Origin of the sequence: Jiella avicenniae (assembly GCF_021390325.1) — a bacterium.
In the GTDB taxonomy this organism is placed as follows: Bacteria; Pseudomonadota; Alphaproteobacteria; order Rhizobiales; family Rhizobiaceae; genus Jiella; species Jiella avicenniae.
The window spans coordinates 140,819-166,069 of record NZ_JAJUWU010000016.1 but is presented as its reverse complement, the minus strand read 5'-3'; the positions used below and the strand labels follow the sequence as shown (position 1 = coordinate 166,069).

Genomic DNA, 25,251 nt, shown 5'->3' with positions numbered 1-25,251 from the left:
CCCGTCTCTCCCAAAGGCGAGTTGCGGGGAACGTCGGGCACCGACGAACGAGACGGGAGGCTCGCCATGCCGACGATCGCACGCATCGGATTTGCTTGCGCATTCCTCTTCGCCGCCGGCGCCGCGCTGGCGCAGGAATCGGAAACGGTCGAGGAGATGGCCTCCCCGGAGGAGGTCTCGAAGGTCGCCGAGACGCTCTCCAAAATCGGCTGCACCGCGCCCTCGGTCGAGAAGGAGAGCGACGACCTCTTCGAGATCGACGACGCGACCTGCGAAATCGGCCAGTACGACATCAAGCTGAACGGCCAGTACAAGATCATCGTGATGTCGATCGACGAATGACGCGCCGTCGCGCATCCTGCGTGGACGAGCAGGGCCGAAATTCGCGGTCTGCTGCGGCTGATGGGAGGAATGATTGAGACGACTGTCACTTGCGGCTCTCGCCGCGACGCTCGCGCTGTCGGCTAGCCCCGCCTACGCATACAAAGTCTTCGTGTCGAACGAGAAGGGCAACGACGTCACGGTGCTCGATTCGGAGAAGGACTTTTCCGTCGTCGACACCTTCAAGGTCGGCCAGCGCCCGCGCGGCATCGCCGTCAGCCCGGACGGGACTTCGCTCTACGTCTGCACCAGCGACGACGACATCATCAAGGAATTCGACACCGAGACGCATGCCTTCGTCCGGACGTTGCCCTCGGGCCCCGATCCCGAACTTCTCGTCGTTTCGCCCAGCGGTGACCAGCTCTACGCCGCCAACGAGGACGACAATCTCGTCACCGTCATCGATCTGAAGAGCGGCGCGCGCCTCGCCGAGATCCCGGTGGGCGTCGAGCCGGAGGGCATGGGCGTGTCGCCGGACGGGCAGACGATCGTCAATACGTCGGAAACGACGAACATGGCCCACTTCATCGATCGCGACAGCCAGCAGATCACCGCCAACGTCCTGGTCGACTCGCGGCCACGCTTCGCCCAGTACAAGAAGGATGGGAGCGAGATCTGGGTCTCCGCGGAGATCGGCGGGACGGTCTCGGTGATCGACGCCGCGACCAAGGAGATCAAGCACAAGATCTCCTTCGAGATCCCGGGCATCCGCTCCGAGGCGATCCAGCCGGTCGGCATCCGCGTCACCGACGACGGAACCAAGGCCTACATCGCGCTCGGACCGGCCAATCGCGTCGCCGTCGTCGATACCGATACTTACGAGGTGGCGGACTATCTCCTCGTCGGCCAGAGGGTCTGGCAGCTCGCCTTCTCGCCGGACCAGAAATATCTCTTCACCACCAACGGCCTGTCGAACGACGTCACGATCATCGACGTCGCGTCCGACCGTGCCGTGAAGTCCGTCCAGGTCGGCCAGCAGCCATGGGGCGTCGCCGTCACGCCGGAATGATCGCGGGGGGCCGTTCTCGCGCGAAATCGACGACAATCACCGGGAGGAACCGCAATGAAATCACCATGGCTCGCCTTGATGGCCGCGCTGTTCGGCATCGGCATCGCCTTTGCGCCGGCTGGCCCCGCCTTCGCCCAGCAGGACGATGACGACGACGACAAGCCGGCGGCTTCTGCCGCGGCACAGGCCGACGACGACGACGACGACGACGATGACGACGACACGCAAGGCGCCGACATGGTGCCGGCCGCCGAGGGGCTGAAGATCCCGCCCGGCTCTGAAATGATGCCGGCCGCCGCCCTGAACGGCGACCAGATCGGCCTGCCGAAGAACAGCCTGTCGTCGCAGATCGTCACGCCGTTGATCCTCGGCGAAGGCGGCAAGCCTTTCACGGTCAACCACACCGACTTCTATCTCCGCGCCGGCCAGGCCTATCGCTGGGACATCAAGTCGGAAGGCGACATCGAGTACAAGTTCAACGCGCCGGATTTCTTCCGCAACGTCTGGATGAACCAGATCGTCATCGACGATCTCGAGATCCACATGGCGGGCGCCCCCGCCTGGCTCGAATACGACGCCCACGGCACCATCACCGTGCAGTTCCAGACCGTGCGTCCCGGGCGCTACGACTGGCATGTCGGCGGGCTCGACGACGAGCACGAGATGAAGGGCACGATCACCGTGGTGCCCTGAGGGCCGGCCATCGCGACGGAACAGAGGCCGCGGGTCGCCCCGCGGCCTTCTGCCGTTGAAGCCTTAGCCCGATCAGGTGGTTGCGCTATAATGTCGGTGAAGGCGCCGAAGAGAGCGATGCAAGAATGCAGGACGGGACCCTGAGCCACTCGGAAGCCCCCGGCCTCCCGGCCCTTTCGGTCGAGCGGGTCAGCCATTCCTACGGTCAGCGAAAGGCGCTGGACGACGTCTCCTTCACCGTGCCGCAAGGCTCCTTCACCGCCCTTCTCGGGCCCAACGGCGCCGGCAAGTCGACGCTGTTCTCGCTGGTCACCCGGCTGTTCAACGTCCGCCACGGCGCCATCCACATCCTCGGCTTCGACCTCAATGGCGAGCCGGGCGAGGCATTGCGCCGGCTCGGCGTGGTGTTCCAGGCCCGCACCCTCGATCTCGACCTGTCGATCAGCCAGAACCTGATCTATCACGCGGCGCTGCACGGCCTGCCGGCCTCCGCGGCACGGAAGCGGGTCGGCGAGATCCTCGCCACCTCCGAACTTCGCGGCCGTCTCAAGGAAAAGGCCCGCAACCTTTCCGGCGGGCAGCTTCGCAGCATCGAGATCGTCCGCGCCTTCATGCACCGCCCGCGGTTGATCCTGCTCGACGAGCCGACCGTCGGTCTCGACATCCGCTCACGCGCGGCGATCCTCGCCGAGGTGCGGCGGCTGGTGAAGGAGGAAGGCGTCAGCGTGCTGTGGGCGACGCATCTGATCGACGAGATCGACCCCGGCGACCGCGTCGTCGTCCTGCATCAAGGCACGGTGCGCGCCGAAGGTCCGGTGCCCGAGGTCGTCGCGGCGGAACGGGCGAAGTCGATCGGCGACGCCTTCACGCGCCTGACCGGTCTCTCCGCCAGGACGGAAGGTCTCGAGGAGGTGCGCCGGTGAGCGACGCGACGCTGCAACGATCCGGCGCCGCGCCGACGCCGCGCGGCTTCCCGCTCTCGGCCTATCTGATCTGCGCCGGCGGGATCATCTGGCGCGAGGCGTTGCGCTTCGTTCACCAGCGCGAGCGCTTCGTCTCGGCGCTGGTGCGCCCGCTGCTCTGGCTGTTCATCTTCGCCGCGGGCTTCCGCCAGGTGCTCGGCGTCTCGATCATCGCGCCCTACCAGACCTACATCCTCTACGAGGTCTACATCGCCCCCGGCCTCGTCGGAATGATCCTGCTCTTCAACGGCATGCAGTCCTCCCTGTCGATGGTCTACGACCGCGAGACCGGGACGATGAAGACGCTGCTCGTCTCGCCGCTGCCGCGCTGGTTCCTGCTGGTCTCGAAGCTGTTCGCCGGCGTCGCCGTCGGCGTCGTCCAGGTCTACGTCTTCTTCGCCATCGCCTGGTTCTGGGAGGTGCAGCCGGAGTGGCTGGGCTATCTCTACGCCTTGCCGGCGATCTTCCTCGCCGGGCTGATGCTCGGTGCGATGGGAATGCTGCTCTCCTCGCTCGTCCAGCAGCTCGAGAACTTCGCCGGGGTGATGAACTTCGTCATCTTCCCGATGTATTTCGCCTCCGCGGCCCTTTATCCGCTCTGGCGGGTCCAGGAGTCGAGCCCCCTGCTCTACCGGATCTGCCAGTTCAATCCCTTCACCCATGCGGTGGAACTGATCCGCTTCGCGCTCTATCAACAGTTCAACGTCGACGCGTTCCTGATCGTCCTCGGCTGCACGGTGCTGTTCCTCGGCGGGGCGATCGTCGCCTACGATCCGGCCCGTGGCCTGATCAGCCGCAAGCGGCAATAGCCGGCCAGCCGGCAGAACGAAATCGAATGGGAGGAAGGTGATGAGGTCCGAAACCAAACTAGGACGGCTGCCCGAGGCCCTGCGCAGCGTGTCGCTCGCCGTCCTCGCCGTCGCCGCCGCCTTTGTACCGGCGAACGCCCAGGACGGCGCGCAGCCGCGCGAAATCCCCAAGGACTTCGTCCTGCCCGGCCCCGCACCGACCAACGCGCCGGCTGCGGCCGGCGATGCGCCGAGCGCCGCACCGAAGGCCGATACCGGCGGCGGGGATGCCCGAAACCCGATGGACTTCGCCAAGGCGCCCGCGGCGGCCACCACCGACTGGCCCTGCATGCAGCGGCGGGTGGAGCGGATTTCCGCCGGCCAGATCTGGGCCGGCCCGCCCCTGCCCGATGCCGCCTCCGTCACGGCCGGCGACGCGATCGACCGGCTGGTCGACGCGGTGACGGCGCGGCGTCTGCCGCTCGCCGAGGCGGAGCAGGCCGTGAAGGATTATCTCTCCGGCCTTTCCGAAGCCGAGCGCGAAGACGAGGCAAAGGCCTTCGTCGCGGTCATGCTCGATCGCTTCAACGCCGAGCGAAGCCAGGTCATGCGCGGGATCGAGCGCTACGGCGCCAAGCAGAAGGCGATGGCGGCGCGGCTGCGCGAGGAGACGAAGGCGTTCTCGACCACCCAGAACAACCCGACGGCCAACCCGACGGCGCTCGACGAGGCGCGCCAGCAGTTGCTCTGGGACACCCGCGTCTTCCAGGAGCGCCGGCAGTCGCTGAGCTATGTCTGCGAGGTGCCGACGCTGATCGAGCAGCGCGCCTTCGCCCTCGGCCGCGCGGCGGAACAGGCGCTGTGACGATGGCGAGCGGAACCGGGCCGAAAGCCCGCATCAGCGTCACGCTGCGCGTCCTGGCCGGCAGCTATGCGATCAGCCGGCTGGCGCCCGACGCCGCGATTCCCGACTGGGCCGATGGACCCGGCTTCGTCTCCATCGGGCGGACGGCGGAGGAACTCTCGATTCTGTGCGAGGCCGAACGGGTGCCTTTCGGCATTCGCTCGGAGCCGGGCTGGAGCGGCTTTCGGTTCGTCGGCCCCTTCGCCTTCGGCGAGACCGGCATCGCCGCCGCGGTCCTTCAGCCGCTGGCGGACGCCGGGATCGGCATCCTCCTCGTCTCCACCTTCGACACCGACCATCTGTTCGTGAAGACCGAACAGGCCGGCCGCGCCGCCGAGGCGCTCACCGCCGCCGGACACGTCGTGGCACCGGGCGGCTGAGCGAACGAACGCTCCTCGGCCCGCGCCGCGGCATGGGCCGCGCGGAGGCACGACCGTCCGAATCCCGGCGGTCGGGCGGCCGACGTGGCCTGGAAAGAAATGTGGTCCGGGAAGAATGGCAGGGGCAACAGGGCTCGAACCTGTGACCTGCGGTTTTGGAGACCGCCGCTCTACCAACTGAGCTATACCCCTACGACCGGGCTGGAAATAAAGCCTCGGCGGGCCGGATGCAACAGCAATCTTCCGCGATCTGCGAGGGCCGGTCCGACGGTCGCGTGGAAGCGTTTGCGGGGCCGGTCGGGTGCGCACGCTCCGCCCCTGCAATCATGCGGGCCTCAGGCCGACGCCCGCATCCGGCCCCGATGGCCGCCCTCCTGGCCGGCGAAGCGGCGGACGACGAGCATGACGGCGATCACCGCCAGATAGGCGGCGAGTTCGCTCGCCGAGGGCTGCGAGGCATAGCCGACGAGGATGTGGGCGACACGGCCGAGGAGGCTCTCTTCCGACAGCACCGAACTCGTGTCCCAGAGCGGCGTCACCCATTCGTTCAGCCAGCCGCCCTGCGCCAGAAAGCGCATCGCCTGCGCCGCTAGACCTGCCGCCAGCAGCGTGATCAGCGCGGAGAGGACGCCGAAGAGATGGCGCAGCGGGATGGCGATGAGGCCGAGATAGAGAAGCGCCGAGATCACCGCGCCGCCGGCGATGCCGAGCAGCCCGCCGACCATGATGCCGCCTGCCGTCGTCTGGCCCGCCGCGGCGACGCCGTAGAGAAACAGCACCACCTCCGAGCCTTCGCGCAGCACGGCGACGGCGCAGACGATGGCGAGCGCCATCAGCGATCGATGGCCGGCCCTCACCTCTTCGCCGACGGTCCTGAGCGAGCGCGCCAGTTCGCGTCCGTGGCTCGCCATCCAGGCATTGTGCCAGACCAGCATGACGACGGCGATCAGAAGGACGGTCGCATTGAGCGCTTCCTGACCGGATCCCTGGAACAGATCGGCGATCGCGCCGGCGAAGGCCGCGACGAGGCAGGCGCCGAGAAAGCCGGCGAAGACGCCGCCGGCGACATAGGCGCCGCGATGGGCGAGGCCGCGCGTCGCGGCCAGCACCACGCCGACGACGAGCCCCGCCTCGATGACCTCGCGAAAGACGATGACGAAGGACGCGAGCATGGCGCCTACTTCGCCGTCACGACGCCGCGCGCCGTCGCGGCGTGATACTCGCCCATGAACATGTAGCGGCCGGGAACCAGCGGCTGGATGCGGATGATTCCGGTCTGGCCGCCGCCGACGACCTTCTCGACCCGCAGATCGTGCGAATCGAATTCGTCGGGCGTCGCGTCCGCGTTGGTCAGCTCGATCTGGAAGCGCTGATTGGCGGGCACCTCGATCTCGGACGGCGTGAAGACGTGGTCCTTCAGCGTCATTTCGAAGGTCGGAACGTCGGCCGCCGGAGCCGGCGAGACCGCAAGCGCGGCGAAACAGGCGGCACCGAGGAGGGTGGCCGGGAAGAGCGAAGCCATGGCGAGATCCTGATTGCTGTTGCCGGAAGCCGGCGAGGTCGAGCGAGCCGGGAGGATCGACCCGCGATTTTCGGGCGAAGAGTTACACCCGCCCGGCAATGCTGACACTTCCGCTCAGATTAAATCTTCGTCATGTTTCGCGCCCGACCGGGATTGCCGGGACCGCGTCGTCGGCGGCGGTCCGGCGACGGCGAGGAATCGCGTCCTGGAGGACGATGCCGTTCGCGGACGGAAACGCATGTGAGCACCCTGAACGGAGCATCGAGCCGACGCAGCGGTCGTCCTGCAAGAAGGCCGGCACACTTGTGGTAAATTTCGGCCATCTCGCTTAAGATACACGACGAACGGGGATATTCGTCCGGCGCGGTGGCTCGCGATTTCGAGAGCCCCCGCGTGTTCGGGAAAGGCGGCGGTGAGCGTTCAAGCGCGATCAGATGGGGAGGCCGGCGGCCAGCGGCAGCGCCGCTCCATGCCTGCTGCCAGAGGCCGGAGAATGGCCCTCTGGCGGCTGTGGCGCCGCCCGACCCTTCTCGTCCATCTCATCGCTTTCGGGCTGATGGTGCTCGTGCCGGCGCTGTTGTTCAGCGCCTATCTGATCGTCCAGTTCTCGCAGCAGCAGCAGGAGATCGCGGCGGCGCAGGTCAACGACACGGCCGAGATCGTCTCGAACGCCATCGACCGGGAGATCTACGGCCTGCTCACCTCGGGCCGGGTGCTGGCCGCCTCGCCCACGCTCGTCGACGGCCGATTGGCGCAGTTTCACGAGCGCACCGCAGCGGCGCTGGCGGGGACCTTCACCACCGCCGAACTCGTCGATCGCGACATGAGGGTCCGGGTCGAGACGCAGGAGGGCTTCCCTCCCTCCGGCGAGCGTTTCGCCGACGAGGCCCTCGCGCGCAACGTTCTGGACACCCACCAGCCGGCCGTCTCGGGTGTCAGCTTTCGCGAGAAGCGCGGCGAATTCGTCTATCAGGTCGCCCTGCCCGTCAGACTCGAGGAGGGCGTCGGCTACGTTCTGGTCCTTTCCAAGGCGACGACGTCGTTCGAGGCGGTGATCGCCGACCGCAACCTGCCGAGCCGCTGGTCGGCGATCATCAAGGACACCGCCGGCAAGCGGGTCTTCGCCGCGGTGACCAGCGACGGGCGGATGCGCGCGCGCCAGATCTCCTACGACAATCCCTCGATCATCGAGGCCATCGGCAATGCCGGCATGGGGACCGATCTGATCGAGGCCTCGACGGTTTCCAACCTGTCCGGCTGGACGACCACGGTGGCGGTTCCGAGCGCCGTCATCGGCCGGCCGGTGATGCGCTCGTGGCTGCTCCTCGTCGGGGTCGGCGCGTTGCTTCTCGCCTTCTCCGTCGCGCTCGGGATCACCTTCGGCCGCCGTCTCGCCGACCCGATCCTGAAACTTTCCCAGCAGGCCGGAAAGATCGGTCGCGGCGACCCGGCGACGATGATCTCGACCGACATCGCCGAGCTCGCCCAGGTCTCGAAGGTGCTGGCCCAGGCCTCGCGGGAGCGTCGCGAGGCGGAAGAGCAGAACCGTTTCCTGATGCGCGAGATGAGCCACCGCGCCAAGAACCAGTATGCGCTGATCGCCGCGATCGCCCGCAGAGCCGCCAACGAGAGCGCCGACACGACGCAGTTCCTGGCGACGCTGTCCGAAGCGCTCAACTCGCTGGCCCGCTCCGCCGACCTGCTTTCTTCCGGTGGCTGGCACAGCGTCTCGATGGCGGAACTCGTCGCAACGCAGTTGCAGGCCTTCAATTCCGGCAGCCACCAGATCGTTCACGACGGTCCGGCCCTCTCCCTGAATGCCACGGCGGCGCAGACGGTCGGCCTCGCCTTGCACGAGCTCGCCACCAATGCCGCAAAATACGGCGCTCTCTCCACGCCGGACGGCAAGGTCGCCATCACCTGGACCTGCGGCGAGAATCTCACCCTGTCCTGGCGCGAGAGCGGCGGCCCGCCGGTGACGAAGCCGCGGCACTCGGGCTTCGGAACGCTGGTCACCCAGAAGATGACCGCACGCGGTCTCGGCGGCTCCGTGGACATGGACTATGCGACGACCGGCATCGTCTGGGTTCTCACGGCTCCTCTCGACGCCGTCGTGCCGCAGCAGGAGTCGGGGGAAAGCGGGATTGCCGGCGACGGCGGCGACTGAGCTCTCTCCGCATCCTCGCCAGTCGTTCACCCGCTCTTCACGGCAAGGCAGTAGCCTGCGATCGGACCCACGCGGCGCCCCGTTGCGAATGCCGTCCGGTCCGTCAACGATTTTTCACGATGATTGCGGCCCAATGCCGAACCACAGTGCAACAGCCGACTGGCTCAGGCGCCATGCGAAAGAGCGCGGATGATCGAAACCTATTCGTTCGACGGCATCAAGGTGATCCACGAAACGGCCCGTTCCGGCGACCTTCCCGAGGGCGCCATCTGGATCGACCTCCAGTCGCCGAGCGCGGAGGAGATCGCCGCCGTCGAGGCGCGCTGCGCGGTCGCCATTCCGACGCGGGAGGAGATGAGCGAGATCGAGGTGTCGAGCCGGCTCTATTCCGAAGACGGCGCCGACGTGATGACGGCGAGCGTCGTCCATGGCGTCCAGAACGGATCGCCGGCCTTCGCGCCGGTCACCTTCATGCTCGCCCGCGGTCGGCTGATCACCGTCCGCTACTCGGAGCCGAAGAGCTTCCGCATCTTCGTCGCCAAGCTCTGCAGGGATCCCGCCGCACTGCCGCCCCACCACGCTCAGACCGAAGCCGGCGAGGTCGAGCGTTCCCCCGGCAAGGCGCCGACCGCCGAACAACTGCTCGTCGGGCTTCTCGAAACCGTCATCGACCGCATGGCGGACCTTCTGGAACTGATCTCGGCCGATCTCGACCGCATCGGCGAAGACATCTTCTCCTCCTCGGCCAAGAAGAAGCCGACGGGAACCGCCGACTTCAAGAAGCTCCTGCAGCGCATCGGCGCGGCGGGTGACCTCACGTCGCGGGTGCGCGAAAGCCTGGCGACGCTCGATCGGCTGCTGCCCTTCCTGCAGCTCGTGCTCGACCGCAAGAAAGGCAGCGGCATGAAGGACGGCAAGGCGCGGGTGAAGGTGATGGCCCGCGACATCCACTCCCTCAACGACTTCGTGTCGTTCCTCTCCAACAAGACGACCTTCCTGCTCGACACCACCGTCGGGATGATCTCGATCGAGCAGAATGCCATCATCAAGATCTTCTCGGTTGCCGCCGTCGCCTTCCTGCCACCGACCCTCGTCGCCTCGGTCTACGGCATGAATTTCGAGCACATGCCGGAACTCGGTTGGGACTACGGCTACGCCTATGCGCTCTGCCTCATGGTCTTCTCGGCGGTCCTGCCGATGCTCTATTTCCGTTACAAGAACTGGCTCTGATCCCTCCCTCGGCCGCGCCACTTCCCGCCGACCGAGGTGCCGCGAACGGTGAACGCTGCGGTCAGGCACGGGTCCCGGGTCTTTTCACGCCCGGCCGATGACGCCATCTGCGCTGCGACACGTCATCCGACCGGAGCGAACCCATGCCAGCCTTTTCCGTCCTCGATCTTTCGCCCGTACCGGACGGCTTCGAAGCAGCGGACGCCTTGAGAAATTCCGGCGAACTCGCGCAGCTTGCAGAACGGCTCGGCTACCGGCGCTTCTGGATGGCCGAGCATCACAACATGCCCGGCATCGCCAGCGCCGCGACCGCAGTGGCGCTGACCTACATCGCCGGTCGGACCGAGACGATCCGCGTCGGATCGGGCGGCGTCATGCTGCCGAACCACGCGCCGCTGGTGATCGCCGAGCAGTTCGGGACGCTGGCGACGCTCTATCCGGATCGTGTCGATCTCGGCCTCGGCCGGGCACCCGGCACGGACATGATGACGGCGCGGGCGCTGCGCCGCAATCTCGAGGCGGCCGACGGCTTTCCTCAGGACGTCCTCGAACTGATGCTCTATTTCGAGCCGTCGAGCGAAGGCCAGAAGCTCCGGGCGATCCCCGGCGAGGGCACGCGAATCCCGGTCTTCATCCTCGGATCGAGCCTCTACGGTGCGCAGCTCGCCGCCCATCTCGGCCTGCCCTACGCGTTCGCCTCGCATTTCGCACCGGCTGCCCTCGACCAGGCGGTGGCGATCTACCGCGAGACCTACCGTCCCTCCGAACGTCATCCCGAGCCCTATTTCATCCTCGCCGCCAACGTCTTCGCGGCCGATACGGACCACGAGGGCGCCTATCTCAAGAGTTCGATGGAGCAAGCCTTCGTCAATCTGCGCACCGGCAATCCCGGCAAGCTGCCGCGCCCGGTCGAAGGCTATCTCGCTTCGCTGGAGGGGCCGGCGCGGACGATGCTCGACGAGGCCCTCGCGGTCTCGGCCGTCGGCTCGCCGGAATCGGTCGAGCGCCAGCTGACCGCCCTCGTCGAGCGCTACCGGCCGGAGGAGGTCATTCTCACCGGCCAGATCCACGACCATCAGGCACGGTTGAAGTCCTTCGAAATCGCCGCCGGCGCGATGAAGCGGATCGGCGCGGCGCGGCGGGCGGCCTGAGCCGTCCTCGCTTCGGCCGGTCAGGGCCGAGAGCGAGAGACACTTTTTATCGGCGCCCGAGTGCGTTAGAGCCTTTTCCCCAGTCAGGATCACCGCGCCCGGGGAGAAGCATGATCACGCGCCGGCTCGTCTGCCTCTTTCCCGGCTTCGAGCCGTTGCGCGCCGATGCTCACGTCCGGCGCTTTCGCCGCGGCGCCGAATCCGCCGCCGCGCTCTTCGACCTGACGATCGGCCTCGACGAGCCGGCCGGGGGGCAAGGGCCGGACGGCCCGTTCGCCAAACTGAACGTCCGGCTCGGCGGCGCGTCGGCCGGCAATCGGCCATGGCGCACGAACACGGAGATCGTCGTCTTCGACTGGGGCGATCTGATCCTGTCCTACGCGGCGCGGCCGTTCTTGAGGCGGTTCTTCTCGGGCTACGTGGCCCTTGCCGACTTCCTGTTCACCGGCACGGTCTTCCGCTATTTCAGGGTGAGCTGGCGCTACGGCCTGTTCTACCTGTTTCCGATCGTCCTCCTCCTCGCCGCCATCGCTCTCGGCCTTTGTCTCGGCTGGCTGGCTGCCGTTCTTGCGGCGGGCCTCGGCGCTTGGCCCGCGGCGCTGATCGGCCTTGTGGTCGCCATCGCCGTCCTCTTCGGCCTTCTTTTTCTCGCCAACGGAAAGCTGCATCTTCTCACCGCGCTCGACGACTGGGCGATGGCGCGCGACATCTGCCGCCGCCGCAACGCCGCAATCCGCGAACGCCTCCGCCTGCAGGCCGAAGAACTCGCCCGGCTGCTGGCCGGCGGCGCGACCGAGCCCGGCACCGAAGTCGTCGTCGCCGCCCACAGCCTCGGCGCCGTCCTGGCGGTGATGGCGCTCGACGCGGCGCTGAGCCGGCCGGATCTGGCGGGTTGCCAGCCGCATCTCCTCACCGTCGGCTCCAGCCTGATGAAGACGGCCCTGCATCCGGCCGCGCGCGACCAACGCGCCGCGGTGAAGCGCCTCGTCACCGAACGGCTCGTCCCCTGGACCGACTGCCAGGGGCTTTCCGACCCGATCAACTTCTACAAGTCCAATCCCGCCACCTCCCTCGGCATCGACGAGGGCCGCACGCCGCGGGTGGTGCGCGTCCATTTTCGCAAGCTGGTGAAGCCCGAGACCTACAAGCGGATCAAGCGCGACTTCTTCCGGCTGCACCGCCAGTTCGTCCTGCCGGTCGAGCGGCGGGCGCCCTATTCCTTCCACCTGCTCCTCACCGGCCCGCATCCGCTCGGCGACTTCGCCTATGAAGCGACCATCGACCGGCCGCCGCTGAAACCGTTGCCCGAACCGCCCAAAATCGTCTCGTCCGGCGCCGCCGGGTCGGGAGGCTCGGCATGAGCGCGGCGCTCGTCGGCAAGATCTGCTGGGTTCTTCTCGTCGCGGGCTGGTACGCGATCCGCTACCCGTTCGAGCGACGGGCCAGGCGCGGGCGCGTGCGCAAGACCGCGCGGGGACGGGCCGAGACCATCCGCATGCTGATCTCGCTGTCGGGTCTCGGCATCGTGCCGGGGATCTTCGTCGCGACCGGCTTCCCGCGCTTTGCGACCTATGCGCCCTCGCCCGTCCAGACCGCGCTCGGCGTCGCCGCGATGGTCGCCGCCCTCGTCCTCTTCCGCCTCACCCACAAGGCGCTCGGCAAGATGTGGTCGGTGTCCCTCGACATCCGCGAGAAGCACCAGCTCGTCACCAGCGGCATCTACCGGCGCGTGCGCCATCCGATGTACACCGCCTTCTGGACCATGGCGCTCGCCCAGGCGCTGCTCGTTCCCAATCTCGTTGCCGGGCTCGCCGGGCTCGCCGGCTTCGGCACCCTGTATTTCCTGCGCGTCGGCCCGGAAGAAGCGATGATGGAAGAGACGTTCGGCCAGGCCTATCGAGACTATCGGGCCCGCACCGCAAGGCTCCTTCCCGGGATCTACTGAGCAAGGCTCCACGTCCCGTGGCGAGCCCGCTCGCCTCCATCATTCGTTTTCGCAGCAGTGCCCGCGGGAAAGCCGGATGACACCCGTCCCATGACCCAGCAACTCGCGACGCTCGCCACATCGGCCGTCTCGGCGCTCGCCGTCGCCGGCGTGATCCTCCGTCCCTTCGGCTGGCCGGAATGGATCTTCGCCACCATCGGCGCCGCCCTCCTGGTCGTCGCGCGGCTCCTGCCCGTTTCGGAAGGACTTGCGGGCGTCGCTTCGGGCACCGACGTCTACCTCTTCCTCGCCGGCATGATGCTTCTCGCCGAGATCGCCCGGCGCGAGGGCCTGTTCGACTATCTCGCTGCTCGCGCCGCAAGGGCCGCCGGCGGTTCGCCGGTCCGGCTGTTCACGCTGGTCTACGGCGTCGGAGCGCTCGTCACCGTCTTTCTGTCCAACGACGCGACGGCCGTGGTGCTGACCCCTGCGGTGATCGCCGTCACCCGCGCGGCGAAGGCGAAGGACCCGATCCCCTATCTCCTCGTCTGCGCCTTCGTCGCCAATGCCGCCTCCTTCGTGCTGCCGATCTCCAACCCGGCGAACGTCGTCGTCTTCGGCCAGACCATGCCGCCCCTCGGCGAATGGCTGGCGCGCTTCGCCCTGCCCTCCCTCGCGGCGATCCTCGCGACCTATGCCGTCCTCCTCCTCGTCACCCGGAAAAACCTCGGAGAGCGGATCGAACCGGAAGACGACACACCGGCCCTGTCCCGGGGCGGCAAGGTCGCGTCCCTCGGCCTCGCCCTTGCCGTCGTCGCGCTCTTGACGGCCTCGGCGCTCGGCGCGGATCTCGGCCTGCCGACGGCCATCGCGGCTCTTGCCACGCTGCTGCTCGTCTCGATCGGCCAAAAGCAAAGCCCGCTTCCGGCGCTCGGCGGCGTTTCCTGGACGACCCTCGTCCTCGTCGCCGGGCTGTTCGTCATCGTCCGCGCCCTCGACCGGATCGGCCTCGAGGCCGAACTCGTGGTGGCGCTGAAATGGATCTCCAGTGAGGCCGGCGAATGGGCCGCCCCGCTTGTCGGGGCGGGGACGGCGATCGGCACCAACCTCACCAACAACCTGCCGCTCGGGCTCGTCGCCGGCGGCGTCGTCGCGGCGGCGGACGTTCCGCCAAATGTCGTCGACGCCGTGCTGATCGGCGTCGATCTCGGCCCCAACATCTCGGTCACCGGGTCGCTGGCGACGATCCTCTGGCTCCTGGCGCTGCGGCGCGAGGGCATCGGCTACGGCGCGCTCGCCTTCCTGAAGGTCGGCCTCGTCGTCACCCCGCCCGCCCTCGCTCTGGCGCTTGCTGCCATGATGCTCTGAGGCTCAGCCCTTCGGCCGACGCTCCTTGCGAGGCTTGCCCTGCGGCCCGCCGGAGGGGGCGTCGGCGCCGTCCGGCCGGCCGCCCTTGCGGTGGAAGGGCTTCTTGCCGCGCGGCTCGTCGAATCCGCCGGGCTTGCGGCCGCCGGCGAACGGCTTGCCGCCCTTGCCACCCGGCTTTCCCGCGGGCTTGCCCTTGCCGAACTTGCCGCGCGGCGGCGCATCGCCGGCCGGACCGTCGGCGAAGCTGATCGTGATGTCGTCGCCGTCGCTCACCTCGGCCGCCGCGGCAAACTTCTTCGCGACGCTCTCGGCGATCTCGAACTTGGTCTCGCGGTCGTAGATCTTGATCGCGCCGATCTCCTGGCGGGTGATCTTCCCCCGCCGGCAGATCAGCGGCAGAATCCATTTGGGATCGGCATTGTTGCGCCGGCCGACATCCATGTGGAACCAGACCACCGGCCCGCCGCGCACCTGGTCGCGGCCGCCGCGCTCGCCTTGGCCGCCATCGCCGTCGCGATCGTGCCGGCGGCCCTTGGCCGCGTATTCCCGCTCCCTGGCGACCTTCAGGTCCGGCCCGAAACCCGGATCGAACACGTCCTCCGGCGCCGGCAGCCGGGCGCGATAGAGCCGCGCCAGCGCAGCGGCGAGGTCCTCCGGGCTGCGGGTTTCGAGGAGACGCTTGGCGGCCGTCAGATCCTCCTCGCCCGCCGGTTCGGTCAGCAGCGGATCGGAAAGGAGCCGCTCCTCGTCGAGGCGGCGGATGGTTTCCGCCGAAGGCGCGCCCGACCACACCGCCCGAATGCCGGCCTCCGCCATCAGCCGCTCGGCCTTGCGCCGGCGCGAGATCGGCACCAGCAGGGCCGAAACGCCCTTGCGGCCGGCCCGGCCGGTGCGACCGCTGCGATGCTGCAGCGTCTCGGCGTCGCTCGGCAGTTCGGCATGGATGACGAGGTTGAGGCTCGGCAGGTCGAGGCCTCTGGCGGCGACGTCGGTCGCCACGCACACTCGCGCCCTTCCGTCGCGCAAAGCCTGCATCGCCTGATTCCGCTCCGCCTGGCCGAGTTCGCCCGACAGGGTCACGACGGAAAAGCCGCGCTCGGCGAGGCCCGAGGAAAGATGGCGCACGGATTCGCGGGTGTTGCAGAAGACGATGGCGCTCGGCGAATCGGCCTCGCGCAACACGTTGACGATGGCATGCTCGACCTCGTTCGGGGCGATGCGGATCGCCCGGTACTCGATGTCGACGTGGCCGGTGGTGCCCTTGGCCACCTCGATGCGCATGGCGCCGCGCTGATAGCGCTTGGCCATCGCCATGATGGTCTTCGGCAGGGTGGCGGAGAACAGCAGCGTGCGCCGCTCGGCCGGCGTCGCCTCGAGCAGGAATTCCAGATCCTCCCGGAAGCCGAGATTGAGCATCTCGTCGGCCTCGTCGAGCACCAGCGCCTTCAGGTCGCCGATCTTGAGCGCGCCCCGCTCCAGGTGATCGCGCAGCCGGCCGGGCGTGCCGACGACGATATGGGCGCCGCGCTCCAGCTTGCGCCGCTCGGCGCGCGGATCCATGCCGCCGACGCAGGTGACGATCTCGGCGCCGCAATGGGCGTAGAGCCAGGTGAGCTCGGCGGTGACCTGGATCGCCAGTTCCCGCGTCGGCGCGACGATCAGCGCCATCGGCGCGCCGGCCGGCGCAAAGCGCTCGTCTTCGCCGAGCAGCGTCGCGGCGATGGCGAGCCCGTAGGCGATGGTCTTGCCGGAGCCGGTCTGGGCCGAGACGAGGAGGTCGCGCTCCGCCGTCCCCTCCTCCAGCACCGCGTCCTGGACGGGTGTCGGCTCCTCGTAGCCGCGCTCGGAAAGCGCCCGGACGAGCGGGGTGATGGCGGTGCGAAACGGCATGAAACGTCCTTGGAACGGCGGGCCGGCGCGGCGCGCGATGCGCGGCATCCGGAGATCGGAAATCCCCGCCCGGCCCGTCCTATGGCACAGCGGCGCGACGGGTTCAAATCGGACGCCAACGGTTGCGAGGTCGCTCGCGAGGAGGCGTGCGGGACTTCGCCCGGAAATGCGCCACGGTCCCCTCGCGATTCCAGGGCGCACGCCTTGGACAAAGCGCCGATCGACGCGGTTTCCCACCAGCGTCGGGCCGCCTCGAAAGCACTCTCCGCAGTCCGGCACGCCGCGCCGACGGCGCGGACGAGCGTGGAAGCCGACGAGGGTGGCTGGCGCGACGAAGACGACGGCAAGTTTCTGACATGGTCAGCTCAGATATCCGCTTTGCCGGACCCGTGTCCTACTATTTTCAGGCCACGGGGAGACCCAGCTCCAGCGCCACCTCGGCCTTGAAGTCCGCCGAATACCACTTCCGTTTCCCCGTCATCGGGTTCGTCCTTTCTCTCGGGCGAACCAAGCTTATCCAACTGTCCGGGAAACCGGGACTACCTCACCGAGACGCGGGCTTGGCTGACGAGACATGGAAGGGCCTATCGTCGCCGTCGGGGTGGCTTCGTCTCCGAGTTATGTTCTCTTGAGAGAACTTTTTCGGTGAAAATTACGCACTTTTTCTCATTTTAAAACCTGCTAACCTCCCCCTTGCTCATCGCCTTTTTCGTGATCGGGGGCTTTACGGAAACATGCAGCATGCGCGGGTCGCAAGGACGGTTCATCGGCTTTTGGCCGAGAGTTTGGCAAGGCTCGGAACCTCGCATCTGTTCGGCCTCGTCGGCGACGCCAATCTCTTCATGGTCGATGCCTTCGTCGCGAACGGCACCGGGCGCTACGTCGCCTGCACCCACGAGGCGAATGCGGTGCTCGCCGCTCTCGGTTTCGCACAGGCGAGCGGGCGCATCGGGGTTGCGACCGTCACCCACGGTCCGGCGCTCACCAATTGCGTGACGGCGCTCACCGAGGGCGCCAAAGGCGGCATTGCGATGGTGCTCCTGTGCGGCGATACCGCGCCGGGCGACCTTCAGCATCTCCAGAAGATCGACCAGCGGCCGGTCGTTGCCGCCACCGGCGCCGGCTTCGTCGAGATGCGCGGGCCGGAGACGGCGGCGGCCGATCTCGAACGCGCCTTTCGCCTTGCCGCACACGAGCGACGGCCGGTCGTCTTCAACATGCGCGTCGACCTGCAATGGGCCGAGGCGAGCGGTCGGCTCCTGCGGCCGGTCCTGCCCGAGGTCCCGATGGGCCCGGCGCGGGGCGAGGCGCTGGAAGACGCGGTCGGCATGCTCGCCTCGGCGCGGCGACCGCTGATCCTCGCCGGGCGCGCTGCGATCGGTGATGACGCGAGAACGGCCCTGATCGATCTCGCCGCCCGCCTCGAGGCGCCGCTCGCGACGACGCTGAAGGCGCAAGGGCTCTTTGCCGGCGAGACCTTCGATCTCGGCATCTTCGGCGGCCTCAGCCATCCGGTCGCGGTGGATGCGATCATGGCGTCGGACTGCATCCTCGCCTTCGGCGCGAGCCTCAGCAAGCACACCATAGAAGAGGGCGCCCATACGCGCGGCAAGCGGGTGATCCAGGTGCTCCCGGACAGTCTGGAAACACCGCGCCTCACCGAACCGACCCTTTGCCTCATCGGCGACATCGCGGGCACGGCCCGCGCCATGATCGCTCTTCTCGACATGGCCGACATCGCCGGCTCCGGCGCGGCGGACGAAGACCTGAAAAAGCGACTGGCGAACGAACGGGTGGCGCGCGAGACGCTGCCGTCCATGGCGAAGACGGCGCCGGGAACGGTCGATTTCGAACCCGCCCTGAGGGCGCTCGACGCCGCCTTGCCGAAAAAGCGCGCCCTCGTCGCCGATCTCGGCCGCTTCGTCACCACCGCCTGGCGGCATCTGCCGGTCAGCGCCCCGCGCGACCTCGTCTATACCTGCCATTTCGGCGCGATCGGCTGCGGGCTCGGCGAGGCGATCGGGGCGGCGGCCGCCGATCCGTCCCGCCCCACCGTGCTCGTCGCCGGCGACGGCGGATTTCTTCTCTCCGGCCTGTCGGAACTCGCGACCGCCGTCCGCGAGCGAATGGACCTCGTCGTCATCGTCTGCAACGACGGCAGCTACGGCGCCGAGCACATCCAGTTCACCAATCGCGGCATGGATCCGGGCCTGTCGATGATCGCCCCGCCGGACTTCGCCGCGATCGCCGCCGCGATGGGCCTCAAAGCCTTTCGCGTCGACGACCCCGAAAGCCTTGGGCAGGCCTGCCGGGCGCTCGGCGCCCGCAAGGGGCCGACCCTCATCGACCTGCGTCTCGACCCCACCGCGATTCCCATGTGATCGCCACGACTGCCCCCGTCCCCCGACGGACAACGGGTCTGCCGCTTCGGTTCGGCGGAGGCCCCACCTTCCAACTGGACCCCAAGGAGTGACTGATGAATTTTTCGCGTCGTAACTTCCTGCAGTTGTCCGCAGGCGCCGCAGCCCTCGGCATGATGCGCGCGCCCGCCTTCGCCCAGTCCGACACCTTCATCGTCAACATGTTCGGCGGCCGCTGGGAAAACGACTGGCGGCAGACCATCATGCCGCGCTTTGCCGAGCAGATCGGCAAGCCCTTCGACCTCGACATCGGTCTCGGCATGTCGTGGATCTCGAACTTCCGGGCTGCCGGCGTCGAAAATCCGCCCTTCCCCGCCGTGATGCTCAACGAGAAATACACGGCGATGATCCGCAACGACGGATACTTCGAGGAGCTGACGCCCGAGAAGGTGCCGAACATGGCGGACCTGATCGAGCCCGCCATCCTCAAGGGCAAGACCGCCCTCACCGGCATGCTGGCGCCGCTGGTCCTCGCCTATCGCACCAATCTCGTCAAATCGCCGCCGAAGGGCTGGGCCGATCTCTGGGACGAGCGCTTCAAGGGCCAGCTCGGACTTTACAAGATCACCAACTCGGCTGCGACCATGATGGCGCTCTGGGCGGGCGAACACTTCGGCTCGGGCCGCGACGACATCGAGACCGCCGTCGCCAAGTTCAAGGAGCTCGCCCCCTTCCCGCAGATCGGCTATTCGGCGCAGCTGACGCCGCTTCTGACGCAGGGCCAGATCGCGGTCGCGCCGATCGACGTCGGCGAAGTCAAGACCATGCAGGAGCAGGGTGTGCCGATCGACTTCGTCGTGCCGGAAGAGGGCATGATGGTGTTCGACCACTCTTTCTCGGTCTTCAAGAACCACCCCGACAAGAAGCTCGGCGAGGAGTACGTAAACTTCGTCCTCAGCCCCGAGACGCAGCTCTGGATGGCGGAAAACTGGTTGATCGCGCCGACCAACAAGACGGTCGAACTGCCCGAGGAGCTGCAGAAATGGCCGCTCCAGGCCGAGGTCGTCTCCAAGGCGATCCGCTTCGACTGGGACGAGACGCTGGCGATCATTCCCGATCTCAACGATCTCTGGGACCGCACGATCTGATCCATGGCGACTGTCGACGTCAAGAACCTGCGCAAACGCTACGACGACTTCGTCGCGCTCGACGGGGTGTCGATCGCGGCGCGGTCGGGCGAGCTCGTGACGCTTCTCGGGCCCTCCGGCTGCGGCAAGAGCACGACGCTGCGCTGCCTTGCCGGGTTCCTCGAACCCGACGGGGGCGAGATCGAGCTGGACGGGCAGAGCATTCTCGCAACGCCCTCCAACCGCCGCGGCTTCGGCGTCGTCTTCCAGAACTATGCGCTCTTTCCGCACATGACCGTAGCCGAGAACATCGGCTACGGTCTGAAACTCAGAAAATGCAGCGCCGACGAGATCAAGACGCGGGTCCACGACGTCATGAGCCTCGTCAAGCTGACGGGGCTCGAACATCGCATGCCCCGCGAGATCTCCGGCGGCCAGCAGCAGCGCGTGGCGCTCGCCCGCGCGCTCGTCCTGAAGCCGAAGCTCCTCCTTCTCGACGAGCCGCTCGCCAATCTCGACGCGCGCCTGCGGGACGAGGTGCGCTGGCTGATCCGCGATCTCCAGCAGCAATCGGGCATCACCGCCTTCTACGTCACCCACGACCAGTCCGAGGCGATGGCGATCTCGGACATGGTGGCGGTGATGAAGAAGGGCCGCGTCGCGCAGTTCGCGAGCCCGCGCGAGATCTACCAGAAGCCGGTCGAGCGCTATGTCGCGGACTTCACCGGCGAGGCGAATTTCCTCTCCTGCCGCCCCCTGCGAGCCCTCGGCGAAGGCCGCATGCGGGTCCGGGTCGGCGGGGCCGAACTCGACGTCGAATGCGTCCCTTCACTGAAGCCGGACGATGCGGCCGAACTGTTGCTGCGCCCGGAATCTCTGGCACTGGCGGGCTCGGGCGAGGCCGCGACCTTTCGCGGCAAGATCGTCAAATCGGCTTTTCTCGGCGCGTCCCAGCATTGCGAGATCGCGCTTGCCGACGGCGGCGTCCTGAAGCTGACGACCCCGCCGAACACGCCGGTGCGCATCGGCGAGGACGTCGGCATCACCGTCGACCGCTCGCATGCCTGGCTGATGCCAGAGGTCGCGGCATGATCAAATCGCGCCATCTCAGGCTTCTGCTCGGCGTTCCGGCGGTCGCGCTGATCTTCGTCTTCATGATCCTGCCGATCACCAACATGGTGGAGATGAGCTTCCGCGTGCCCGGCGCCGTCGATCCCTTCGGCGACGACTATACGCTGATGCATTACGCCCGAGTCTTCGGCGACGGCTTCTACTGGAACGTTCTCGTCCGCTCGCTCCTGACGGCGGCCGGCGTCGCGATCCTCTGCCTGATCGTCAGCTTTCCGATCGCCTGGCACCTGTCGAAGGCGAGCGGGATGAAGGCCGCCCTCCTCTACGCGCTCATCGCCTCGCCGCTGATGACCGGCGTCCTCGTGCGCAATTTCGGCTGGATGATCGTGACGGCGTTGAACGGCCCGCTCAACGAGAGCCTGATCGCGCTCGGCATCATATCGCAGCCGCTTCGGCTTCTCTTCACGCAGACCCTCGTGATCCTCGCTTTGGTGCATGTCTTCGTGCCGTTCATGGTGCTGCCGATCAACAATGCGCTGCGCAACATTCCGGACAATCTCGTCGAGGCGTCCGTCTCGATGGGCGCGAGCCGCTACCGGGTCTTCCGCGACATCATCCTGCCCTTGAGCTTTCCCGGCATCCAGCCGGGGCTGATCCTCGTCTACGTGCTGGCGGTCGCGGCCTACGTCACGCCGGCGCTGCTCGGCGGGCAGATGGTCACCTACATGCCGACCCTGATCATCGCCGAACTCACCGGCACCTTCCGATGGCCGCTCGGCTCGGCGCTCGCGATCATGCTGTCGCTCTCGACGATCCTCGTCGTCGGCGTCTTCACCGCGCTGACATGGCGGCTGATGGAAAGGGCGCGGGCATGAGCGGGACCGCCACCATGTTCGCCCATCAGCGGCCGGTCGGACTCGGCTTCGCCGTCTTGATCGCCCTTCTCTACGTCTTCCTGCTGGTGCCGCTGGTGACCATCGTCGGCGCGTCCTTCACGGCCGGGCTGTTGATCGAGTTTCCGCCGCGCGGGTTTTCGCTGCAATGGTATCGCGAGTTCTTCGCGCGTCGGGATCTCGTCGACGGCCTGCTTCTGTCCTTGCGCATCGGCGCGATCACCGCCGTCGTGACGACGGTCGTCGCGACCATGGCGGCGTTGTGCGGCCAGGTCCTGTCCGGCCGAAAGAGCGGCTGGTTCCAGCTCGGAATGACCCTGCCGCTGCTGGTGCCGGAACTGCTGACCGCCGTCGGCCTGCTGTTCTTCCTCTTCAAGATCGGGCTCGGCAAGACGGTGCTGGGGCTTCAGATGGGCCACATCCTGATGTCCTTCCCCTACGCCTACGTCTCGATCACCGCCGCCCTCAGGCAGGTACCCGCCTCGCTGGACGAGGCCTCGGCGAGCCTCGGCGCGACGCAATGGCAGACCTTCAGGATGGTGATCCTGCCCCTGATCATGCCGGGCGTGGTGATGGGCGCGATCTTCGCCTTCATCAACAGCTTCGATCTCTACACGATCTCGCTGCTTCTCAAGCCCCTGGGCGGCAACACCCTGCCGCTCGCTCTCTTCGATTTCCTGACCTACGAGTTCAAGCCCACGGCGGCGGCGGCCGCGACGATCTCGATCGTCCTCTCCGTCATCGGCGTCGCCCTGGTGCAGAAGCTCGTCGGCCTGCAACGCGCTTTCTGAGGGTCGGCAAGCCCATGACGCGAGAACGGCACGCCCATGGTTGAAAGGCACGACAGGCCCCGGCTGCTCTACCAGCTCGTCAGCCCGCTCCACCGCAGCGCCGGCGAGGCGGAGGTCGCGCGGCGGCTGGCAATGCTCGAGGGCTGGTCGCCCGGCGCCGAGGTCGCGATCGCCTCGCCCGAAAGCGGCCCCGCCGCCGTGGAATCGGCCGTCGACATCGCCAGGGTCTTTCCGAGCCTGCAAGAGAGCGCGTCCCGCTGGCGGGACGAGGGCTTCGACGCGGTCGTCATCGGCTGTTTCAGCGATCCGGCCGTCGAGGCCTTGGCCGAGGTTTCGAGGTTGCCGGTGGTCGGCCCCGGAGAAGCCGCGATGCTCGCCGCCGTCCAGCTCGGCGAGCGCTTCTCGGTCCTCTCCTCGGACCCGACCCCGCCGGGGCTCAGGCGGCGCATTCGCGGCATCGGGCTCGAGGCGATGTTCGTCTCGGAAGTCCTCGTCGGCTGTGACGTCGCGGCGCTCGTCGCAGAGCCCGAACGCCATTTCGGCGGCATCGTCGAACGGGCGCGCGCCTGCCTCGACCATGGCGCGGAGGTTCTGGTCCTCGGCTGTCTCGCGATGTCATTCGCGCCGGAGTTGCCTGAACGATTGAGCGAAGCGGTCGGCGTGCCGGTCGTCAATCCGGTCATCGCCGGCCTCCGGGCCGCAGAAGCAGCCTTGCTCTACCGGCCCCCACTCGCCGGCCAGCGCAGCACGGCGGCGCGAAACTCAATGAATCGGGAAGGACGACCATGAGCGAGCCCCATCCGGCTTCGGCAGACGCAGGAACTTACGGAGCCCTTCTCGCCGCCGCGCGCTTTCAGGAACGCCGGCGAGTGCCGATCAAGGATTTCGCCTATCCCGACGGCGTCCGGATCGCCGTCAACTTCACCCTCGACTTCGACGCCATGCTCCTGAGACGGATGCTGAACGAGCCTTGGGGCCAGAAGGCCAAGGGCGAATTCGGCGGCCGCGTCGGCATCTGGCGCATCCTCTCGATGTTCGAGGCGAACGGCGTCGACGTCACGCTCTTCACGCCGGGCCGCATCTGCGAACTCTATCCGCAGGTGCTCGAACACGCCGTCGCGGCGGGCCACGAACTTGCGGACCATATGTGGGAGCACGAGGTTCCGAAGGACCCCGCGATCGAGGACGCCCATCTGACGCGGGCGCTAGCAGCGCTCGAAAAGGTCGCAAAGCGGCCCATCACCGGCACAAGGTCGAGCCACACGCCGGCGCTCCTGAGAAGCAAAGGCGTCGTCTACAACTCCTTCACCTCGGCCCGCACCATGCCCTTCTACGAGCTGGACGCGGACGGCGAAAACCCGATGCTGCAGCTTCCCTTCCACTACGCCCTCGACGACGCGATGTATTTCAGCTTCGGCTGGCTCGCGACGCCGAACGCGGCGCAGCGCATTCTCGACGTCGACGAGATCTTCGACATCTGGTGGGCGGCCTTCGAGCACCAGTACAAGCGCGGCGGCTATCTGAACTTCCTGCTGCACCCTTTCGTCTCGGGCCATGCGATGCGTGTCGACATGATCGAGCGCCTGATCCAGCGCATGCAGACCCTGCCGGGGGTCTGGTTTCCGACCTGCGGCGCGCTCGCCGAGCACATCTTCACCCACCATCCCTACTGCGGAGCCGAGGAGTAGGCCGATGCCCTGGAAGGACAATTACACGACCAGCGACGAGATCGGCATCCGCGACGACGCCGTCATCTGGCCGGACGGCAGGCACATGGCGCTCGGCCTGACGGTGAACCTCAACCCGGCGACCAAGAGGAGCGGCATCACGGCGAAGGACCTCGCCTATCCGACCTGGCATTTCGGCATGAACGAGGGGCTGGACGCCTTTCTCGATCTCTTCGCCCGGCTCGGCATCAAGGCGACCTTCGCAGTGCCGGCGCTCGTGGTCGAGGCCTATGGCCGGCAGATGGAGGCGATCCTGAGGGGCGGTCACGAGATCGCGGCGCAAGGCCTTCTCGGCGAGGACCCGAACGTGCTCGAAGCCGGGCAGGAAGCTGACCACATGGACCGCGCCGGCGACATTCTGAAGCGTATGACGGGAATGACCGCGAAGGGCTGGTACGCCCTGCCCCGCAGCGACGACCGCTTCGCGACCGGCACCGTGACGGACTCGACGATCGGCCTTCTGCGCGAGCGGGGCTATGCTTATTTCGGCAACGGCCTCGCCGACGACGCGCCCTATTACTGGATCAGCGACTTTTCGAAACGCGAGAGCCTGCTCACCCTCCCCTATTACTATCATTTCGACGACACCTTCTTCCTGATGTTCCCCCACGAGGGCACCGGGCTCGAACGCCCGGCGGCACTGAGGCGGAACTGGCGGGCGGAGTTCTTCGCGCAGTATCGCCGGGGCCGCTATTTCAACATCACCGTCTCACCGGCCCGTTCGGGCTGGCAGCACCGCTTCGACGATCTCTCGGGCTTCCTCCAGGAAGCGATGACCTATCCCGGCGTCTGGGCCGCGACCGCTTCCGAACTTGCCGCCCACTGGCAGGCGACGAATCCGCCGGAGACCCATCTGAAGCCCGCCGCATCGATCTGGCGCGACTATGAAGACAGCCTGAGCTGACGCCATGGA

The 25,251-nt window shown here is 67.5% G+C and carries 24 protein-coding genes and 1 tRNA gene; 21 read left to right on the top strand and 4 right to left on the bottom strand.

What is annotated here, in order from left to right:
- Positions 1-66: 66 nt before the first annotated feature.
- From LZD57_RS16135 to LZD57_RS16105, 7 genes are all read left to right on the top strand, one after another.
- Positions 67-342, top strand: a complete 276-nt coding sequence (locus LZD57_RS16135) for a hypothetical protein (protein WP_233720506.1) — start codon at positions 67-69, stop codon at positions 340-342.
- 73 nt (positions 343-415) lie between these two features.
- Positions 416-1,390 carry a PQQ-dependent catabolism-associated beta-propeller protein gene (locus LZD57_RS16130; protein WP_233720505.1) on the top strand — a complete coding sequence of 325 codons (975 nt, stop codon included), beginning with the start codon at positions 416-418 and terminating at the stop codon, positions 1,388-1,390.
- 54 nt (positions 1,391-1,444) lie between these two features.
- Positions 1,445-2,083: a cupredoxin domain-containing protein gene (locus LZD57_RS16125; RefSeq protein ID WP_233720504.1), complete on the top strand. Its 639-nt coding sequence runs from the start codon at positions 1,445-1,447 to the stop codon at positions 2,081-2,083.
- A gap of 125 nt (positions 2,084-2,208) precedes the next feature.
- On the top strand, positions 2,209-3,006 hold the full coding sequence (locus LZD57_RS16120; protein ID WP_233720503.1) for an ABC transporter ATP-binding protein: 798 nt from the start codon (positions 2,209-2,211) through the stop codon (positions 3,004-3,006).
- Positions 3,003-3,854, top strand: a complete 852-nt coding sequence (locus tag LZD57_RS16115; RefSeq protein ID WP_420844826.1) for an ABC transporter permease — start codon at positions 3,003-3,005, stop codon at positions 3,852-3,854. The genes LZD57_RS16120 and LZD57_RS16115 overlap by 4 nt, the downstream gene beginning before the upstream one ends.
- Positions 3,855-3,894: 40 nt before the next feature.
- Positions 3,895-4,698 carry a hypothetical protein gene (locus LZD57_RS16110; RefSeq protein WP_233720502.1) on the top strand — a complete coding sequence of 268 codons (804 nt, stop codon included), beginning with the start codon at positions 3,895-3,897 and terminating at the stop codon, positions 4,696-4,698.
- A 2-nt stretch (positions 4,699-4,700) separates the two neighbouring features.
- Positions 4,701-5,117, top strand: a complete 417-nt coding sequence (locus LZD57_RS16105) for an ACT domain-containing protein (RefSeq protein ID WP_233720501.1) — start codon at positions 4,701-4,703, stop codon at positions 5,115-5,117.
- 116 nt (positions 5,118-5,233) lie between these two features.
- Here LZD57_RS16105 and LZD57_RS16100 read toward each other — a convergent pair.
- The 3 genes from LZD57_RS16100 to LZD57_RS16090 form a co-directional block, all read right to left on the bottom strand.
- Positions 5,234-5,309 (bottom strand) — tRNA-Trp (locus LZD57_RS16100).
- A 143-nt stretch (positions 5,310-5,452) separates the two neighbouring features.
- The gene (locus tag LZD57_RS16095; protein ID WP_233720500.1) at positions 5,453-6,289 is read right to left on the bottom strand and encodes an FTR1 family iron permease; all 837 of its coding nucleotides are present in this window, start codon (positions 6,287-6,289) and stop codon (positions 5,453-5,455) included.
- A gap of 5 nt (positions 6,290-6,294) precedes the next feature.
- Positions 6,295-6,639 (bottom strand): cupredoxin domain-containing protein, encoded by a 345-nt coding sequence (locus tag LZD57_RS16090; protein ID WP_233720499.1) that lies wholly within the window; start codon positions 6,637-6,639, stop codon positions 6,295-6,297.
- Between the two features lie 493 nt (positions 6,640-7,132).
- On the opposite strand from LZD57_RS16090, the gene LZD57_RS16085 reads away from it, so the two are divergent.
- The 6 genes from LZD57_RS16085 (at position 7,133) to LZD57_RS16060 (ending at position 14,479) form a co-directional block, all read left to right on the top strand.
- Positions 7,133-8,806, top strand: coding sequence for a sensor histidine kinase (locus tag LZD57_RS16085; RefSeq protein WP_233720498.1), 1,674 nt, complete (start codon positions 7,133-7,135; stop codon positions 8,804-8,806).
- Between the two features lie 189 nt (positions 8,807-8,995).
- Positions 8,996-10,036: a magnesium transporter CorA family protein gene (locus tag LZD57_RS16080; protein WP_233720497.1), complete on the top strand. Its 1,041-nt coding sequence runs from the start codon at positions 8,996-8,998 to the stop codon at positions 10,034-10,036.
- A 143-nt stretch (positions 10,037-10,179) separates the two neighbouring features.
- Entirely contained in the window at positions 10,180-11,187 is a 1,008-nt protein-coding gene (locus LZD57_RS16075; protein ID WP_233720496.1) for an LLM class flavin-dependent oxidoreductase, read from the top strand.
- Between the two features lie 110 nt (positions 11,188-11,297).
- Positions 11,298-12,548, top strand: coding sequence for a hypothetical protein (locus LZD57_RS16070; protein WP_233720495.1), 1,251 nt, complete (start codon positions 11,298-11,300; stop codon positions 12,546-12,548).
- Positions 12,545-13,132 (top strand): protein-S-isoprenylcysteine O-methyltransferase, encoded by a 588-nt coding sequence (locus tag LZD57_RS16065; RefSeq protein WP_233720494.1) that lies wholly within the window; start codon positions 12,545-12,547, stop codon positions 13,130-13,132. The genes LZD57_RS16070 and LZD57_RS16065 overlap by 4 nt, the downstream gene beginning before the upstream one ends.
- A gap of 90 nt (positions 13,133-13,222) precedes the next feature.
- Positions 13,223-14,479, top strand: coding sequence for an arsenic transporter (locus LZD57_RS16060; protein ID WP_233720493.1), 1,257 nt, complete (start codon positions 13,223-13,225; stop codon positions 14,477-14,479).
- 3 nt (positions 14,480-14,482) lie between these two features.
- Here the strand turns inward: LZD57_RS16060 and LZD57_RS16055 are convergent, their stop codons facing one another.
- Positions 14,483-16,369: a DEAD/DEAH box helicase gene (locus LZD57_RS16055; RefSeq protein WP_233720492.1), complete on the bottom strand. Its 1,887-nt coding sequence runs from the start codon at positions 16,367-16,369 to the stop codon at positions 14,483-14,485.
- A gap of 734 nt (positions 16,370-17,103) precedes the next feature.
- Between LZD57_RS16055 and LZD57_RS16050 the strand changes: the two genes are divergently transcribed.
- The 8 genes from LZD57_RS16050 to LZD57_RS16015 all read left to right on the top strand — a co-directional run bounded on the left by LZD57_RS16050 (position 17,104) and on the right by LZD57_RS16015 (position 25,242).
- Positions 17,104-18,750, top strand: coding sequence for a thiamine pyrophosphate-binding protein (locus LZD57_RS16050; RefSeq protein WP_255699986.1), 1,647 nt, complete (start codon positions 17,104-17,106; stop codon positions 18,748-18,750).
- A 95-nt stretch (positions 18,751-18,845) separates the two neighbouring features.
- Positions 18,846-19,877 (top strand): ABC transporter substrate-binding protein, encoded by a 1,032-nt coding sequence (locus LZD57_RS16045; RefSeq protein WP_233720490.1) that lies wholly within the window; start codon positions 18,846-18,848, stop codon positions 19,875-19,877.
- 3 nt (positions 19,878-19,880) lie between these two features.
- Positions 19,881-20,948: an ABC transporter ATP-binding protein gene (locus tag LZD57_RS16040; RefSeq protein ID WP_233720489.1), complete on the top strand. Its 1,068-nt coding sequence runs from the start codon at positions 19,881-19,883 to the stop codon at positions 20,946-20,948.
- On the top strand, positions 20,945-21,802 hold the full coding sequence (locus tag LZD57_RS16035) for an ABC transporter permease (protein WP_233720488.1): 858 nt from the start codon (positions 20,945-20,947) through the stop codon (positions 21,800-21,802). Before LZD57_RS16040 ends, LZD57_RS16035 begins: the two co-directional genes overlap by 4 nt.
- On the top strand, positions 21,799-22,611 hold the full coding sequence (locus LZD57_RS16030; protein ID WP_233720487.1) for an ABC transporter permease: 813 nt from the start codon (positions 21,799-21,801) through the stop codon (positions 22,609-22,611). Before LZD57_RS16035 ends, LZD57_RS16030 begins: the two co-directional genes overlap by 4 nt.
- 36 nt (positions 22,612-22,647) lie before the next feature.
- Positions 22,648-23,400 (top strand): aspartate/glutamate racemase family protein, encoded by a 753-nt coding sequence (locus LZD57_RS16025; RefSeq protein WP_233720486.1) that lies wholly within the window; start codon positions 22,648-22,650, stop codon positions 23,398-23,400.
- A gap of 80 nt (positions 23,401-23,480) precedes the next feature.
- A complete protein-coding gene (locus LZD57_RS16020) occupies positions 23,481-24,299 on the top strand; it encodes a polysaccharide deacetylase family protein (protein ID WP_233720485.1) in 819 nt (272 codons plus the stop codon).
- A gap of 4 nt (positions 24,300-24,303) precedes the next feature.
- Positions 24,304-25,242: a polysaccharide deacetylase family protein gene (locus LZD57_RS16015; protein ID WP_233720484.1), complete on the top strand. Its 939-nt coding sequence runs from the start codon at positions 24,304-24,306 to the stop codon at positions 25,240-25,242.
- Positions 25,243-25,251: the final 9 nt, after the last annotated feature.

Bases quoted from the DNA above. Each gene is read 5' to 3' on its own strand.
- LZD57_RS16040 (WP_233720489.1), top strand. From the start codon at position 19,881: ATGGCGACTGTCGACGTCAAGAACCTGCGCAAACGCTACGACGACTTC.
- LZD57_RS16060 (WP_233720493.1), top strand. From the start codon at position 13,223: ATGACCCAGCAACTCGCGACGCTCGCCACATCGGCCGTCTCGGCGCTC.
- LZD57_RS16030 (WP_233720487.1), top strand. From the start codon at position 21,799: ATGAGCGGGACCGCCACCATGTTCGCCCATCAGCGGCCGGTCGGACTC.
- LZD57_RS16065 (WP_233720494.1), top strand. From the start codon at position 12,545: ATGAGCGCGGCGCTCGTCGGCAAGATCTGCTGGGTTCTTCTCGTCGCG.
- LZD57_RS16035 (WP_233720488.1), top strand. From the start codon at position 20,945: ATGATCAAATCGCGCCATCTCAGGCTTCTGCTCGGCGTTCCGGCGGTC.
- LZD57_RS16095 (WP_233720500.1), bottom strand. From the start codon at position 6,289: ATGCTCGCGTCCTTCGTCATCGTCTTTCGCGAGGTCATCGAGGCGGGG.
- LZD57_RS16120 (WP_233720503.1), top strand. From the start codon at position 2,209: ATGCAGGACGGGACCCTGAGCCACTCGGAAGCCCCCGGCCTCCCGGCC.
- LZD57_RS16055 (WP_233720492.1), bottom strand. From the start codon at position 16,369: ATGCCGTTTCGCACCGCCATCACCCCGCTCGTCCGGGCGCTTTCCGAG.
- LZD57_RS16135 (WP_233720506.1), top strand. From the start codon at position 67: ATGCCGACGATCGCACGCATCGGATTTGCTTGCGCATTCCTCTTCGCC.
- LZD57_RS16080 (WP_233720497.1), top strand. From the start codon at position 8,996: ATGATCGAAACCTATTCGTTCGACGGCATCAAGGTGATCCACGAAACG.
- LZD57_RS16105 (WP_233720501.1), top strand. From the start codon at position 4,701: ATGGCGAGCGGAACCGGGCCGAAAGCCCGCATCAGCGTCACGCTGCGC.
- LZD57_RS16050 (WP_255699986.1), top strand. From the start codon at position 17,104: ATGCAGCATGCGCGGGTCGCAAGGACGGTTCATCGGCTTTTGGCCGAG.
- LZD57_RS16045 (WP_233720490.1), top strand. From the start codon at position 18,846: ATGAATTTTTCGCGTCGTAACTTCCTGCAGTTGTCCGCAGGCGCCGCA.
- LZD57_RS16125 (WP_233720504.1), top strand. From the start codon at position 1,445: ATGAAATCACCATGGCTCGCCTTGATGGCCGCGCTGTTCGGCATCGGC.
- LZD57_RS16070 (WP_233720495.1), top strand. From the start codon at position 11,298: ATGATCACGCGCCGGCTCGTCTGCCTCTTTCCCGGCTTCGAGCCGTTG.
- LZD57_RS16015 (WP_233720484.1), top strand. From the start codon at position 24,304: ATGCCCTGGAAGGACAATTACACGACCAGCGACGAGATCGGCATCCGC.
- LZD57_RS16025 (WP_233720486.1), top strand. From the start codon at position 22,648: ATGGTTGAAAGGCACGACAGGCCCCGGCTGCTCTACCAGCTCGTCAGC.
- LZD57_RS16110 (WP_233720502.1), top strand. From the start codon at position 3,895: ATGAGGTCCGAAACCAAACTAGGACGGCTGCCCGAGGCCCTGCGCAGC.
- LZD57_RS16085 (WP_233720498.1), top strand. From the start codon at position 7,133: ATGGCCCTCTGGCGGCTGTGGCGCCGCCCGACCCTTCTCGTCCATCTC.
- LZD57_RS16075 (WP_233720496.1), top strand. From the start codon at position 10,180: ATGCCAGCCTTTTCCGTCCTCGATCTTTCGCCCGTACCGGACGGCTTC.
- LZD57_RS16090 (WP_233720499.1), bottom strand. From the start codon at position 6,639: ATGGCTTCGCTCTTCCCGGCCACCCTCCTCGGTGCCGCCTGTTTCGCC.